This window comes from Phytobacter sp. V91 (genome assembly GCF_965644225.1).
In the GTDB taxonomy this organism is placed as follows: Bacteria; Pseudomonadota; Gammaproteobacteria; order Enterobacterales; family Enterobacteriaceae; genus CBFFRJ01.
In genome coordinates, this window is the sequence record NZ_CBFFRJ010000042.1 from 24609 (window position 1) to 39063 (window position 14455).

At 54.3% G+C, this 14455-nt stretch carries 14 protein-coding genes; 2 read left to right on the forward strand and 12 right to left on the reverse strand.

The genetic code is table 11. The features are described 5' to 3' along the window. Positions 1-53: 53 nt before the first annotated feature. The 8 genes from ybeD to ACSZO4_RS10900 form a co-directional block, all read right to left on the reverse strand. Positions 54-317, reverse strand: a complete 264-nt coding sequence (gene ybeD / locus ACSZO4_RS10865) for a DUF493 family protein YbeD (RefSeq protein ID WP_437888933.1) — start codon at positions 315-317, stop codon at positions 54-56. Positions 318-418: 101 nt separating this feature from the next. Beyond that, on the reverse strand, positions 419-1630 hold the full coding sequence (gene dacA / locus ACSZO4_RS10870; RefSeq protein ID WP_437888934.1) for a D-alanyl-D-alanine carboxypeptidase DacA: 1212 nt from the start codon (positions 1628-1630) through the stop codon (positions 419-421). 137 nt (positions 1631-1767) lie between these two features. Beyond that, positions 1768-2937 carry an endolytic peptidoglycan transglycosylase RlpA gene (gene rlpA / locus ACSZO4_RS10875; RefSeq protein ID WP_437888935.1) on the reverse strand — a complete coding sequence of 390 codons (1170 nt, stop codon included), beginning with the start codon at positions 2935-2937 and terminating at the stop codon, positions 1768-1770. 10 nt (positions 2938-2947) lie between these two features. Then, positions 2948-4060 (reverse strand): peptidoglycan glycosyltransferase MrdB, encoded by a 1113-nt coding sequence (gene mrdB, locus ACSZO4_RS10880; protein WP_437888936.1) that lies wholly within the window; start codon positions 4058-4060, stop codon positions 2948-2950. A 2-nt stretch (positions 4061-4062) separates the two neighbouring features. Continuing rightward, on the reverse strand, positions 4063-5964 hold the full coding sequence (mrdA, locus tag ACSZO4_RS10885; RefSeq protein WP_437888937.1) for a peptidoglycan DD-transpeptidase MrdA: 1902 nt from the start codon (positions 5962-5964) through the stop codon (positions 4063-4065). A 26-nt stretch (positions 5965-5990) separates the two neighbouring features. Beyond that, positions 5991-6458, reverse strand: coding sequence for a 23S rRNA (pseudouridine(1915)-N(3))-methyltransferase RlmH (gene rlmH, locus ACSZO4_RS10890; RefSeq protein WP_041852135.1), 468 nt, complete (start codon positions 6456-6458; stop codon positions 5991-5993). 3 nt (positions 6459-6461) lie between these two features. Beyond that, entirely contained in the window at positions 6462-6779 is a 318-nt protein-coding gene (gene rsfS / locus ACSZO4_RS10895; RefSeq protein WP_437888938.1) for a ribosome silencing factor, read from the reverse strand. A gap of 261 nt (positions 6780-7040) precedes the next feature. Next, entirely contained in the window at positions 7041-7652 is a 612-nt protein-coding gene (locus ACSZO4_RS10900; RefSeq protein WP_437888939.1) for an adenosylcobalamin/alpha-ribazole phosphatase, read from the reverse strand. Between the two features lie 98 nt (positions 7653-7750). Between ACSZO4_RS10900 and cobD the strand changes: the two genes are divergently transcribed. Further along, positions 7751-8842 (forward strand): threonine-phosphate decarboxylase CobD, encoded by a 1092-nt coding sequence (cobD, locus tag ACSZO4_RS10905; protein ID WP_437888940.1) that lies wholly within the window; start codon positions 7751-7753, stop codon positions 8840-8842. Here the strand turns inward: cobD and nadD are convergent. Genes nadD through leuS form a run of 4 tightly spaced genes read right to left on the reverse strand, consistent with a single transcriptional unit; the run spans position 8820 to position 13639 of the window. Further along, positions 8820-9470: a nicotinate-nucleotide adenylyltransferase gene (gene nadD / locus ACSZO4_RS10910; RefSeq protein WP_437888941.1), complete on the reverse strand. Its 651-nt coding sequence runs from the start codon at positions 9468-9470 to the stop codon at positions 8820-8822. The genes cobD and nadD overlap by 23 nt on opposite strands. After that, positions 9463-10494 carry a DNA polymerase III subunit delta gene (gene holA / locus ACSZO4_RS10915; RefSeq protein WP_437888942.1) on the reverse strand — a complete coding sequence of 344 codons (1032 nt, stop codon included), beginning with the start codon at positions 10492-10494 and terminating at the stop codon, positions 9463-9465. The genes nadD and holA overlap by 8 nt, the downstream gene beginning before the upstream one ends. Beyond that, positions 10494-11042 (reverse strand): LPS assembly lipoprotein LptE, encoded by a 549-nt coding sequence (lptE, locus tag ACSZO4_RS10920; protein ID WP_437888943.1) that lies wholly within the window; start codon positions 11040-11042, stop codon positions 10494-10496. Before lptE ends, holA begins: the two co-directional genes overlap by 1 nt. A 14-nt stretch (positions 11043-11056) precedes the next feature. After that, positions 11057-13639: a leucine--tRNA ligase gene (leuS, locus tag ACSZO4_RS10925; RefSeq protein ID WP_437888944.1), complete on the reverse strand. Its 2583-nt coding sequence runs from the start codon at positions 13637-13639 to the stop codon at positions 11057-11059. Positions 13640-13863: 224 nt separating this feature from the next. On the opposite strand from leuS, the gene ACSZO4_RS10930 reads away from it, so the two are divergent. Continuing rightward, entirely contained in the window at positions 13864-14346 is a 483-nt protein-coding gene (locus ACSZO4_RS10930; protein ID WP_437888945.1) for a zinc ribbon-containing protein, read from the forward strand. Positions 14347-14455: the final 109 nt, after the last annotated feature.

Consider the following 14455-nt stretch of genomic DNA (forward strand, 5'->3'; position numbering starts at 1 on the left):
ATATCACAGAGAAAGGTGTTACCCAGGCCTAAGCCGGATAACACCTCACGTCATTACAGAACCATTCGAACGATTTCGATGTTGCCCAGTTCTTCGTACAGAATTTCGACCTGCTCAATATGCGTTGCATTGATGGTGATCGAGACCGAGTGGTAGTTGCCTTTGCTGCTCGGTTTTACATGCGGAGAGTAATCACCGGGCGCATGGCGCTGTACCACTTCAACCACCAGATCAACCAGCTCTGGTTTCGCCAGTCCCATCACTTTGTAAGTAAAGGGAGTCGGGAATTCAAGCAGTTCTTTGAGATTGGTTTTCATGTCAGCTCCGGCGTAAAAATAACAACTCCTGCCAGAGGGCAGGAGTTTTTTAAGATGCTTAGTATATGGGGACGAAGATCACACTTTCAAGTGTCCAGTCTTTAACCAAACCAGTGGTGGAACATCAATTTAATGTAATCAATGATTTTGCCGAAGAAATTACCTTCTTCAATTTGCTGCAACACGACCAGTGGGCGTTGCTCGATGGTTTTACCGTCAAGCTGGAAGTTGATGGTGCCGACAACCTGGTTTTTTTGCAGCGGGGCATGCAACTCGCTGGTGGTCAGCACATAGCTGGCTTTCAGATCTTTCATGCGGCCGCGTGGGATTGTCAGGTAGACGTCTTTATCAACGCCTAAAGATGCGCGATCGCTGTCGCCAAACCAGGCGGGCTCAGAGGCGAACTCTTTACCTGCTTTGATTGGGCTGACGGTTTCGAAGAAGCGGAAGCCCCAGGTCAGCAGCTTTTTGCTCTCAGTCTCACGGCCTTTGAAGGTTCTGCCACCCATCACGGCAGAGATAAGACGCATCTGCCCTTCGGTCGCAGAGGCGACCAGGTTGTAGCCCGCTTTGTCGGTGTGACCGGTTTTAATACCGTCTACATTCAGGCTGTTGTCCCACAGCAGGCCGTTACGGTTGGTCTGACGAATACCATTGAAAGTGAACTCTTTCTCTTTATAGATGGTGTATTCGTTTGGCACATCGCGGATCAGTGCCTGACCAATTAACGCCATATCACGTGCGGAGCTGTACTGACCCTCGGCATCCAGGCCGTGTACGGTCTGGAAGTGGGAGTTTTTCAGACCCAGCGCGTTAACGTAGTTGTTCATCAGACCGACAAACGCATCCTGGCTGCCGGCAGCATAATCAGCCATGGCCACACAGGCGTCGTTGCCCGACTGCAGGTTGATACCACGGATAAGCTGTGAAACCGGCACCTGCATGCCTGGTTTGAGGAACATCAGGGAAGAGCCACGGAATACCGGGTTTCCGGTTGCCCATGCATCGTTACCGATGGTGACCAGATCGGTTTCTTTGAATTTACCCGCTTTCATTGCCTGACCGATGACGTAGCTGGTCATCATTTTGGTCAAACTTGCCGGATCGCGACGGGCATCGGCGTTTTGTTCAGCCAGCACCTTACCTGAGTTGTAATCAATAAGGATCCAGGACTCTGCGTCGATTTGAGGCGCGCCCGGGATCATAGTTTTAATATTCAGGTCATCGGCATGTGCGGCGCCGAGAGAGGCGGCGGCCAGTGCCGTGGTGAGCGCCAGGCGCTGTACGAATCGAGCGGAGAAAGTGGTCTTCATGGTCTGAACAACGACATCCGTGATGGAGTTAAAAAAAGTGCCCTACTATAGCAAAAGCTATCCAGGCAGGCATCCGACTTTGCGCATGATTTGTTAATGCGCTTTACGTAAGCTTACAAAGCCAGATGCCAGGTCCTTTACTGCGCGCCCGTTACAAACGACTGTAACTGCGCCTCATTTTGCAGGAGTTGCTGTAGTCGGATGGCGTCGGCTTTATTGCTTAACGGCCCGAGCTGAATACGCCACACCGCGCCGTTTTGCACCACGCGTCCAGGCACGGCAAACTGTTGAGCAAGACGTTGTTGATACTGCTGCGCCCTTGTCTGATCGCTGACCGCGCCCACCTGAACCATATAGCTGCCACTGGCGGCCGCAACCGGCGCGGCGCTGGCGACAGCGCCCTGGGTAGAGCCTGGTGCCGTCACGGGGGCCGGACGGCTCACGGGAGCGACAGCAGTGGGTTGCAGAGTGCTTGCCGGCGCTTCAGTGCCTTCAAGTACGCCGGACGCTAAAGGAGCCGGAGCGCCGAGAAAACCACCGCTGCCAGCATTATTATTTGCTGGGACTGCTGCCGGGGCGGCATCGGATGCGCCAGCAGATTCAATAATCGGTTGGGCGCCTGTTTGCGCGCTGTCATCAATTGTCCTGACCGCTGCCTGAGGCTGAGCTGGCTGGGCAGGAGATGAGGCGCTACCCATGCCGCTATTGAGATCCGGGCGAGCCGGTAGGGCGTAGGTCTGTTTGGCGATCGTGGTACAGGTGGTGCCAGGCCCTGACATACTGCCGTCCTGGGCCACAATGATCGGGTCAATCCGCACTTTGGTATTATTGGATGTGTTCAGGCGATCGGCCACGCTACGTGACAGGGAGATAACACGGTCATTGCCGTACGGACCACGATCGTTAATGCGCACAACCAGCATGCGGCCATTCGCCAGGTTGGTAATCCGCGCATAGCTCGGGATCGGCAGCGTCGGGTGCGCGGCGGTGAGCTGCGTCGGATCGAATGCTTCACCGCTGGCGGTTAAATTACTGCCTGGTTCAGCATCATAAATCGCTGCAAAACCCGCCTGACTAAATGACGCCGGATCCTGGACAATTTTATAGCGCTTGCCGTCACGCTCATAATCCTGGTTTACGGAGGGGTTAAGCGTTTCGAAACGAGGTTCGGCGCCGGTGATTTCAACAACCGGGCCATTACAAACCGCAGGCTGCGGCGCAACGATCGTCTGTTGTTGTCCATCATCGTTAGAACATGCTGACAGTAATCCTGCCGCGATACAGACTCCAAGGCAAAGCTTCCGCATTGCGCACCTCTTATACGCTTTTTGACAACATTTTTCTGTGGGTATGGATAGACATCACAATCCCAAACCCGGCCATCAGTACTATCAGGGCTGACCCCCCGTAACTTACCAGCGGCAACGGTACGCCCACCACCGGCAAGATGCCACTCACCATACCAATATTTACGAAGACATAAACGAATAAAATCAACATTAATCCTCCGGCCATGACCCGGCCAAAGGTTGTTTGTGCGCGGGCGGCTATCCACAGACCGCGCATGATCAGCAATACATACAGCGCAAGAAGGATCAGAATGCCAACCAGCCCCAGCTCTTCAGCCAGCACGGCAAAAATAAAGTCAGTGTGGCGCTCTGGTAAAAATTCCAACTGTGACTGCGTTCCGTGCAGCCAGCCTTTGCCACTCAGGCCGCCCGAGCCAATGGCAATTTTTGACTGAATGATATGGTAACCTGCGCCCAGTGGATCGGTTTCCGGATCGAGCAGCATCATCACGCGCTGGCGTTGATAATCGTGCATCAGGAAGAACCACAGAATCGGAATAAAGGCCGCGATCAGGACCACGGCAACCCCGATAAGACGCCAGCTCAGGCCGGATAAAAAGAGCACAAACAGACCGGAAAGGGCGACAAGAATAGAGGTGCCGAGATCCGGCTGCGCGGCGACCAGCAACGTCGGCATAAAGATTAATACCAGAGCGATGGCGGTGTTTTTCAACGACGGCGGGCAGACATCGCGGTTAATAAAGCGGGCAACCATTAATGGCACGGCAATCTTGGCGATTTCTGAGGGCTGGAAACGGACAATACCCAAATCCAGCCAGCGCTGTGCCCCTTTAGAGATAGCGCCGAAGGCGTCAACGGCGACCAGCAAAATAACGCAGACGACATATAAATAGGGCGCCCAACCTTCATAAACGCGCGGCGGAACCTGCGCCAGCACCACCATGGCTATCAGACCCATGGCAATCTGGCCGACTTTACGCTCGGTCATGCCGATGTCCTGCCCACTCGCGCTCCAGATAACGATCGCGCTGTAGAACAGCAGGGCAAGGATGATCAGCAAAAACGCCGGATCGATGTGGATTTTATCCCAGAACGATTTCTTGTTCGGATTATCCGTCATGATTATTGGTCCTCTGCGGCAACCGATGCCGGGTTTTCAGCCGGTAAGTCGGTATTGTTATCGCCAAGCATAATGTGGTCGAGGATCTGGCGCATGATTGTGCCGACTGCCGGGCCAGCCCCTCCGTTTTCCAGGATCATTGCCACGGCCACCTGAGGATGGTCGTACGGGGCAAAGGCCGTCATTAACTTGTGGTCACGTAAACGTTCAGCAATACGGTGCGCGTTATAGGTTTCATTGGCTTTCAGGCCAAATACCTGCGCTGTTCCTGATTTCGCGGCGATTTTATAGGGCGCGCTCGCGAAGTACTTATGGCCCGTACCGTTAGCGCGGTTTGCTACGCCGTACATCCCGTCTTTGGCGATTTCCCAGAAGCCGGAATGGATGTCGCCGACCGGCTTCTGTTCTTCCTGTTTCCAGGGAATTTGTTTACCGTCCTGCAATGTACTCATTAACAGATGTGGCACTTTGACGATACCGTCGTTAATCAGAATCATCATCGCTTTGTTCATCTGAACCGGGGTGGCTGTCCAGTAACCCTGACCAATGCCCACCGGAATGGTATCACCCTGATACCAGGGTTTTTTGAAGCGTTTGAGCTTCCATTCACGGGTTGGCATATTGCCTGAACGCTCTTCCGCAAGGTCGATACCGGTGTACTCACCGTAGCCAAACTTGCTCAGCCACTCGGACATGCGGTCGATCCCCATGTCATAGGCTATCTGATAGAAGAAGGTATCCGCAGACTCTTCCAGCGACTTGGTTATGTTCAGGCGGCCATGCCCCCATTTTTTCCAGTCACGGTAGCGCTTTTCTGAGCCTGGCAACTGCCACCAGCCGGGGTCAAACAGGGTGGTGTTGCGCGTAATCACCCCTGAACTGAGCGCTGAGACCGCAACATAAGGTTTGACCGTCGAGGCAGGAGGATAGACGCCTTGCGTTGCGCGGTTGACCAGCGGCGTGTTCGGATCATTCAGCAGTGAAGAATAGTCTTTGCTCGAAATACCATCAACGAACAGGTTGGGGTCATAGCTTGGGGTCGAGACCAGGGCCAGAATCGCGCCCGTTCGCGGGTCGGTTACTACAACTGCTGCACGACTGCCCTGGAGCAGGGTTTCAATATATTGCTGCAATTTAAGGTCAATCGTCAGCCAGATATCATTACCCGCCTGGGGCGGGACCTCTTTAAGCTGGCGGATCACGCGGCCACGGTTGTTGACTTCAACTTCTTCGTAGCCGGTCTGACCGTGGAGTACCTCTTCGTAATAGCGCTCGATGCCCAGCTTGCCGATGTCATGGGTCGCCGCATAGTTAGCCAGTTTCCCGTCTTTATCCAGCCGTTCCACGTCTTTGTCGTTGAACTTGGAAACGTAGCCGATAACGTGAGTCAGCGCCGAGCCATAAGGGTAGAAGCGGCGTTTGTAGCCTTTCACTTCAACGCCGGGGAAGCGATACTGGTTCACCGCAAAACGGGCGACCTGTACTTCGCTTAAATTGGCCTTAACCGGAATAGAAGTAAAACGGTGAGAGCGTGAACGCTCTTTTTTAAAGTTGGCAATGTCATCGTCCGTCAAGTCCACTACATCGCGCAGCGCATTAAGCGTTTGCTCAACGTTGTCCACTTTCTCGGGCATCATCTCAATCTGATAGATGGTGCGGTTAAGTGCCAGAGGCGTACCATTACGATCATAAATAATGCCGCGGCTGGGCGGGATCGGCACCAGCTTAATGCGGTTTTCGTTGGATCGTGTTTGATAGTCGGCGTAACGGACGATTTGCAGATTATAGAGGTTAGCGATCAGCACGCCGGTAAGCAGCAAAATCCCCGTAAAAGCGACCAGCGCCCGGCGCACAAACAGCGCAGACTCAGCCGAATAGTCGCGAAAAGAATTCTGTAATTTCATCCGCTGCTTAGTTTACCTGGGTCGAATTACTCACGATGATAAGGATGGTTGGTCGTGATACTCCACGCGCGATAGAGGCTTTCGGCAACCAGCACGCGCACCAGCGGGTGAGGAAGCGTTAACGCAGAGAGTGACCAGCTTTGTTCTGCCGCGGCTTTACAGGCCGGAGATAACCCTTCAGGGCCGCCAATCAGCAGGCTGACGTCACGTCCATCCTGCTTCCAGCGCTCCAGTTCGTTCGCCAGCTGCGGCGTATCCCAGGGCTTGCCTGGGATATCAAGGGTGACAATACGGTTTTTGCCTGCCGCAGCAAGCATTAACTCACCCTCTTTATCGAGAATACGTTTAATATCTGCGTTTTTTCCGCGTTTCCCGGCGGGGATCTCCACCAGTTCAAACGGCATATCTTTCGGAAAACGACGCAGATACTCAGTAAAACCCGTCTGTACCCAGTCCGGCATTTTGGTGCCGACGGCGACCAGTTGCAGCTTCACCCATCAACCCCAGAGTTTTTCCAGCTCGTACAGACCACGGCTTTCGGCCTGCATCACATGGACCATGACATCACCCAGGTCTACAACGATCCAGTCGGCTGCATTTTCGCCTTCCACGCCAAACGGCAGCAGGCCAGCAGCGAGGGATTCCTGTACCACATGATCGGCAATAGACATAACGTGGCGGGTTGAAGTGCCCGTACAGATGATCATACAGTCGGTGATACTGGATTTACCCTGAACGTCGATCGCGACGATGTCCTGACCTTTCAGGTCATCAATTTTGTCGATAACAAAATCCTGGAGTGCTTTACCCTGCAAGTGTTCCCCCTGGGAGAATAAGAAGTATGGTGTTAATAAATGGCCTGGCATTATACCTGAACTACAGCCATTTTCGGGACAAAAGTCCGCCTCAGGTTTTAAAAAGTGGGCTATCATCCCACCCCCGACGAGAGATTGCATCGCCATTTTTGTAAAACAATTTCTGCATGGCTGTAGCTGGCGGTGCGGAGGATAACAGCCTGTCGGTGGGTGTCAATGACCAGCTCGCCCTGAGCGGCACTGCGGGCGAGAAAAAAAGCGCTATTCGTCTTTTTGCCACACCGCGCGACTGTTTAACACCCGCAACGTCGCAAAGTCATCATGAATATCAATCGCGCTCCAGGCGCCCTGGTCGACACGAAAATGCCACAGGGAGGAGGCAGGCATTTTTAGTAGCCTGGCAATCAGTAAGCTGAGCACACCCTGATGGCTGACGATAAGGACGTTTTTTGCCGCCGCCCAGGTGGGGAGCTCGGCCATAAATTGTTCTACCCGCGACGAAAAGGCCTGGAACCCCTCGCCATTTGTTGGCACGGCGTTCTGCCAGTCGCTACACCAGGCCGCATAGCTTTCGGGATCTTCGCGAGTGAGATCGCGATGGTGGCGCATTTCCCAGTCGCCAAAATACATTTCGTTGAGGAGCGGCGTGGTGTGGGTGGAAATTTCCCGTTCATTCATCGCCAGACGTGCGGTATGTTGAGCGCGTTCCAGTTCGCTACACAGCAGCTGGTCGAACGGAACATCACGCAATAAATGATAAAGAGTGTGTGCCTGAGAAATCCCTTTTTCTGTCAATGGCGTGGGCGAATGGCCGCTGTAAAGGCCGGCGACATTTGCGTCAGTTTCCCCATGACGAATAAGCCAGAGTCGCATTTTTTACTCCCGTGCTGATTTCTGCGCAAAGTTTATCATTGTCCCCGCAATGACGAGTCCTTTTTCGTTTAAGATAGCCTCTTTTACCGGAGCGGAAGATGGCTTTATTTCACAGCGCGCACGGCGGCAACATTCGGGAAGCGGCCTCTGTATTGGGTATTTCAGCGGACTGTTTGCTGGATTTCAGTGCGAACATTAACCCGGCAGGCATGCCGCACTCGTTAAAGCGCGCGCTGCAGGATAACCTTAATGTTGCAGAACGTTACCCCGATCCTGAGTATCAACAGCTGCACCAGCGGCTTGCGGCACATCACCAGGTCCCTGCCGCCTGGATACTGGCGGGCAACGGTGAAACCGAGTCGATTTTTTCGCTGGTTAACGGACTATCGCCCCGGCGGGCAATGCTCATCACCCCTGGGTTTGCGGAGTACCGGCGCGCGTTGCAACTGGCAGGCTGCGACATTGTCGATTATGCCCTGTGTGAAGAAGACGGCTGGCAGCTCACCGACGCCATTCTGGACGCCCTGACTGGCGGCATCGACTGTCTGTTTCTTTGCACGCCAAATAATCCCACCGGGCTTCTGCCTGATGATGAACTACTGCATAACATCGCCGCCCGCTGCCGGCAACTGGGTATCAGACTGGTGCTGGATGAAGCGTTTATGGATTTTCTTTGCGATCGCGAAGGATTTATTCCGCACCTTGCGGATAACCCCCATATCTGGGTGCTGCGTTCCCTTACCAAATTTTATGCCATTCCAGGTCTGCGTCTTGGTTACCTGCTGAGTAGCGATGTACAAAATGTGGCCCATATGCGCGAACGGCAAATGCCGTGGTCAATCAACGCGTTTGCCGCGCTGGCGGGTGAGGTGGTGCTACAGGACAGCGAGTACCAGCAGGCGAGCTGGCAGTGGCTAAACGCCGAGCGTCCGCGTCTGTATCAGGCGCTGAAAAACCTGCCGGGGATTTTCGTCTGGCCGGGCGTGGCAAACTATCTGTTTCTGCGCTGTGATATTGCCGGGCTGGATTTGCAACAGGCATTACTGGAAAAACACATTCTTATTCGCAGCTGTGCGAATTATCCGGGGCTTGATGGCCGGTACTATCGGGTTGCGGTGCGTAGCGCTCAGGAGAATGATCTGTTGACTGGCGCGCTACAGCGGGTGCTCAGCAATACAAGCGCTGTTTAATGATGTAGTCCAGCACGGCGGCGGGGAGGAGATCATCGCAGGCTTCCCCTTTCTCCAGCCGTTCACGGATCAGGGTGGCAGAGATGTTGAACCAGGGCGTTTCTGCCAGATAAATTTTCCCGGCGGGCAAGCTATGCAGGCTGTCTGCATCATGGGTCAGATGTGATTCCAGCCATTGCTGATGGCTTTCTTCCGTCATGTTGAGCGAATAGCCCGGTCGGCGGCAGACGATCAGATGGCAGTTGTCGAGGATCGTGTTGTAGTTATGCCACTGCGGAAAGCTCAGTAAGGAGTCCTGGCCAATAATAAAGGCCAGTGGGCGCGTCGGGCCCTGCTCCTGTCGCCAGGCCTGCAAGGTTTCCGCGGTATAGGACGGGGTATCACGCTTAAGTTCCCGCTCATCCAGGGCGAACAGCGGCTTATCACGAATCGCCAGTTCGACCATTTCCTTGCGTTGCGCACTGGTTGCCTCTGGCTGCGAACGGTGAGGCGGCACGTTGTTAGGCATGATGATAACCCGCGCAAGCCCGATCTGATTCGCCAGGGCTTCAACCGGTTTCAGGTGTCCGTAGTGGACTGGATCGAAAGTACCGCCAAAAAGTGCCTGCAACTGATTCATATCAACCATCAATAAAGACGTCTGCCAGTGCTTTATGACAGAGTAGCAGAGAAAGTCCCTCAAGCTCTGCCCATACCGACTGACCAAAATCCTGCTTCACAATCAGTTCAATCCTGCCGAGCAGATGCACTGCCTGGCGCAGCTGTTCATGGCTTAAGCGATGCAGGGCATCTCCCGTAATCCCCCGACGATTCTGCCAGACACGATGTTTATCAAACAGGGTACGCAGCGGCGTATGTGCTGACTGGCGTTTAAGATTGACCAGCAGCAACAGTTCCCGTTGCAGGGTGCGCAGCAAAATGACCGGTTCACAGGCTTCGAGCCTGAGCTGGCTAAGCACGTGCAGCGCGCGTTTGCTCTTACCAGCAAGCAATGCATCAACCCAGTGGAACGGGGTAAAGTGTGCGGCATCGTTTACCGCTTGCTCGACGCGTGGCAGGGTGAGTTTGCCATCCGGGAAGAGCAGAGCCAGTCGTTGCAACGCCTGAGCCGCCGCCAGCAAATTACCTTCATAGCAGTAGCAGAGCAGTTGACTGGCGGCGTCGTCCAGTTGCAGATTATTCTGCCTGGCGCGGGCGGCTATCCAGCGGGGAAGGTTTGCCTGCTCCGGCGTCTGGCAACTGACCGACACGCCGCGGCTTGCCAGCGCGGTAAACCAGGCTGCGTTCTCCTGGGCTTTGGTCAGCTTATTGCTGCGCACAATCAGGATAAGATCGTCATGCAGCAGGCTGACCAGCACTGCCAGACGTTCATTAATCGCTGCGTTAGGGCCATTATCGGGCAGTTGCAGCATCAGAGTCTGCTGGCTGGCAAACAGGCTAAGCGCCTGACAGACAGAGTAGAGTGCGTCCCAGTCGGTGCTGGCATCGACAGTAAAGCTATGGTGCTCAGTAAAGCCTTTCGCCGTCGCCGCATGGCGAACTGCATCCTGGCTTTCCTGTAACAGAAGGGGATCGTTACCGAGTAATAAATACGCAGCGCGCAGCCCTTCTTTAAGCTGCGCGCTGAGTTGTTCCGGATACAGCTTAAGCATTAGCTGGCCGGTGCTTTGGTAACGGCTGGCGTGGTGGTCGCTTTGTCCGTATCTGCCGCGTGCACGCTCGGCAATTTACGGATCAGCTGTTCAGCGGCTTTATCGTACATTTCCTGCACAATAATGTCCTGTTCCGCGTCTTTCGCCAGTGCGGTTTGCGGGTTATCGAAGAACGAGCGATATACCTTGGTGTTGATAGGGTAAATATCATGACCCGGAATTAACACGCTGGCGTTCACCGTCAGAACCAGTTGATATTCTGCGGTACGACCATCCTGGAAAATGGATGCCGTATCACGGCTGAACGACACTGCACCGAGGCGGAGTGACGGTACATCCTGACGCAATGACCCTTTTTCGACCAGCTCGACGCCGTTCAGGCGCAGTTGATTGCGCACTGCACGGCTCAGTGGACCATTTGGATCCGCTGAGTCGAAGATCATCGTTTTCATCTCAGCAGGAACCTGCGTGGTACTACGCAGGTGCCAGCCACACCCGGCGGTGAGAAGCACCGCCAGAGATAACAACCATGTTGCCAGATGTCGCACGCTTCCTCCCGCGCTTAGCCAACGACCAGATTAAGCAGTTTGCCCGGTACGTAGATAACTTTACGCAGGGTAACGCCATCAAGATATTTTGCGACCAAAGGTTCCTGACCCGCACGCTCGCGAACCTGCTCTTCGGTTGCATCAACCGCAACAGTAATTTTACCACGAACTTTACCGTTCACCTGGACGACGACCAGCGTGGTGTTTTCCACCATCGCCGCTTCGTCTGCAACCGGCCACGGCGCGTTGTCGATATCGCCTTCGCCGTTCAGCTCCTGCCACAGGGTGAAGCAAACGTGCGGAGTGAACGGGTTGAGCATACGGACAACCGCCTGCAAGGCTTCATGGGTAAGCGCGCGGTCTTGTTCACTTTCCAGCGGGGCTTTCGCCAGTTTGTTCATCAGCTCCATAATCGCCGCGATAGCGGTGTTGAAGGTCTGACGACGACCGATATCATCGGTGACTTTCGCGATGGTTTTGTGAACGTCGCGACGCAGCGCTTGCTGGTCATCGTTCAGCGCGCTGACATCCAGGGCGGCAATCTGGCCCTGCGCCTTGAGTTCGTAGACCAGTTTCCAGACACGTTTCAGGAAGCGGTTCGCCCCTTCTACGCCTGATTCCTGCCATTCAAGGGTCATATCGGCCGGAGAGGCAAACATCATAAACAGACGAACGGTGTCAGCGCCGTAGCGTTCAACCATTTCCTGCGGGTCAATGCCGTTGTTTTTGGACTTCGACATTTTGCTCATGCCGGTGTACACCAGCTCATGGCCCGCTTCGTCTTTAGCCTTAATGATCCGGCCTTTCTCGTCGCGCTCAACGATAGCGTCTTTCGGGGAAACCCAGTTACGCTCGCCGCTCTGACCCACATAGTAGAAGGCATCTGCCAGCACCATGCCCTGACACAGCAGCTGTTTAGCCGGCTCATCAGAGTTCACCAGGCCTGCATCACGCATCAGCTTATGGAAGAAGCGGAAGTAGAGCAGGTGCATAATGGCGTGTTCGATACCGCCAATGTAGATATCTACCGGCAGCCAGTAGTTGGCGGCGTCGGAATCCAGCATCCCTTCCTGATATTGCGGGCAGGTGTAGCGCGCATAGTACCAGGAGGACTCCATAAAGGTGTCGAAGGTGTCGGTTTCACGCAGCGCAGGCTGACCGTTCACGGTGGTTTTTGCCCACTGCGGATCGGCTTTAATTGGGCTGGTGATACCGTCCATCACCACATCTTCCGGTAAAATTACCGGCAGTTGGTCTTCAGGTGTCGGGATAACGGTGCCATCTTCCAGGGTGACCATCGGAATAGGCGCGCCCCAGTAACGCTGACGGGAAACACCCCAGTCGCGCAGGCGGTAGTTTACTTTGCGCTCGCCCACGCCGAGAGCGGCCAGCTTGTCGGCGATAGCATTAAAACCTGCGCTGTGGTCAAGACCGCTGAACTCACCAGAGTTAAACAGGGCGCCTTTCTCAGTCAACGCCTGGGCGGACAGATCCGGTTCACTCCCGTCGGACGCCAGAATAACGCCTTTGATCGGCAGGTTATATTTGCTGGCGAATTCGTAATCGCGCTGATCGTGGCCCGGTACGGCCATCACGGCGCCGGTGCCGTATTCCATCAGGACGAAGTTTGCCGCCCAAACCGGGATCTCTTCGCCCGTTAACGGATGAACCGCTTTAAAGCCGGTATCAACGCCTTTTTTCTCCATCGTCGCCATATCGGCTTCGGCCACTTTGGTGTTGCGGCAGTCGTCGATAAAGGCAGCCAGTTCGCTGTTGTTTGCTGCGGCTTTCTGCGCCAGCGGGTGACCTGCGGCAACGGCCAGATAAGTCGCCCCCATAAAGGTATCCGGGCGAGTGGTATAAACGGTCAGCGTTTTATCGTAGCCGTTAACGTTGAAGGTGATTTCTACGCCTTCAGAGCGACCAATCCAGTTGCGCTGCATGGTTTTCACCGTGTCAGGCCACTGATCCATATGATCAAGGTCGTTCAGCAGTTCTTCAGCATAGGCGGTGATTTTGATAAACCACTGCGGAATTTCTTTACGCTCAACTTTGGTATCGCAGCGCCAGCAGCAGCCATCGATAACCTGCTCGTTAGCCAGAACGGTCTGGTCATTCGGGCACCAGTTGACCGCAGAAGTCTTCTTATAGACCAGGCCTTTTTTATACAGCTCAGTGAAGAACTTCTGTTCCCAGCGGTAATACTCTGGCGTACAGGTCGCCAGCTCGCGGCTCCAGTCATAACCAAAGCCCAGCATTTTGAGCTGGTTTTTCATGTAGGCGATATTGTCGTAGGTCCAGGGAGCTGGCGCGGTGTTGTTTTTCACCGCCGCGCCTTCAGCAGGCAGACCAAATGCATCCCAACCAATAGGCTGGAGCACGTTTTTGCCCAGCATGCGCTGATAGCGGGAGATCACGTCGCCGATGGTGTAGTTACGCACGTGCCCCATATGTAGCCGACCAGAAGGATAGGGAAGCATCGACAGGCAGTAATACTTCTCTTTGCTCTCGTCTTCAGTTACTTCGAAGGTGCGCTTCTCTTCCCAGTGAAGCTGTACTTTGGATTCTATCTCTTCCGGGCGATATTGCTCTTGCATGGCAGCCAGTGGTCCTGTTTTCGATACGGCTACAAATGTAGCGTTATGACGTGGTTTTCAGATCCGCATAGCATAGCCCAAACGCCCCCGCCAAAACAGCCTTTCGCACATTAAGCCTGCGAAAAGCAGTGACGTTAATTTACCGACTCTGTGGGGGAACTGACAAAGTGAGTGGCAAATAACGTCTATTATTAGAACTGGTTAACGACCCCGGAGAAGAAACGATGAACAAGGTTGCTCAATTTTACCGCGATCTGGTCGCGACATTAACGGAGCGTTTGCGTAATGGTGAAAGGGATATTGATGCGCTGGTCGAGCAGGCAAGGCTTAGGGTCACTCAGACCGGGGAGTTAACGCGCACCGAAATTGAAGAACTGACACGGGCGGTTCGCCGGGATCTGGAGGAGTTTGCCCGCAGCTACGAAGAGAGTCAGGACGAAATCACGGACAGCGTTTTTATGCGCGTCATTAAGGAGAGCCTCTGGCAGGAACTGGCGGATATTACCGATAAAACGCAGCTGGAGTGGCGCGAGGTATTCAAAGATCTCAACCACCACGGCGTGTATCACTGCGGTGAGGTGGTGGGGCTGGGAAATCTGGTGTGCGAGAAATGCCATTTTCACCTGGCTATCTATACGCCGGATGTGCTGCCCGTCTGCCCGAAATGCGGCCATGACCAGTTCCAGCGTCGGCCCTTTGAGCCCTAGGTAAAAGCAAAACGACAACGTGAGTTGTCGTTTCAGACTGCTGACAAAGTCCTGGCCGTGAGGCCGGGACTTTGATCTAATTAAGTCAGTGCAATTAACGGACTGACTG

Excerpts from the sequence above, each read along its gene's own strand:
- ybeD (WP_437888933.1), bottom strand. The coding sequence starts at position 317 with ATGAAAACCAATCTCAAAGAACTGCTTGAATTCCCGACTCCCTTTACT.
- dacA (WP_437888934.1), bottom strand. The coding sequence starts at position 1,630 with ATGAAGACCACTTTCTCCGCTCGATTCGTACAGCGCCTGGCGCTCACC.
- rlpA (WP_437888935.1), bottom strand. The coding sequence starts at position 2,937 with ATGCGGAAGCTTTGCCTTGGAGTCTGTATCGCGGCAGGATTACTGTCA.
- mrdB (WP_437888936.1), bottom strand. The coding sequence starts at position 4,060 with ATGACGGATAATCCGAACAAGAAATCGTTCTGGGATAAAATCCACATC.
- mrdA (WP_437888937.1), bottom strand. The coding sequence starts at position 5,964 with ATGAAATTACAGAATTCTTTTCGCGACTATTCGGCTGAGTCTGCGCTG.
- ACSZO4_RS10900 (WP_437888939.1), bottom strand. The coding sequence starts at position 7,652 with ATGCGACTCTGGCTTATTCGTCATGGGGAAACTGACGCAAATGTCGCC.
- cobD (WP_437888940.1), top strand. The coding sequence starts at position 7,751 with ATGGCTTTATTTCACAGCGCGCACGGCGGCAACATTCGGGAAGCGGCC.
- nadD (WP_437888941.1), bottom strand. The coding sequence starts at position 9,470 with ATGGTTGATATGAATCAGTTGCAGGCACTTTTTGGCGGTACTTTCGAT.
- holA (WP_437888942.1), bottom strand. The coding sequence starts at position 10,494 with ATGCTTAAGCTGTATCCGGAACAACTCAGCGCGCAGCTTAAAGAAGGG.
- leuS (WP_437888944.1), bottom strand. The coding sequence starts at position 13,639 with ATGCAAGAGCAATATCGCCCGGAAGAGATAGAATCCAAAGTACAGCTT.
- ACSZO4_RS10930 (WP_437888945.1), top strand. The coding sequence starts at position 13,864 with ATGAACAAGGTTGCTCAATTTTACCGCGATCTGGTCGCGACATTAACG.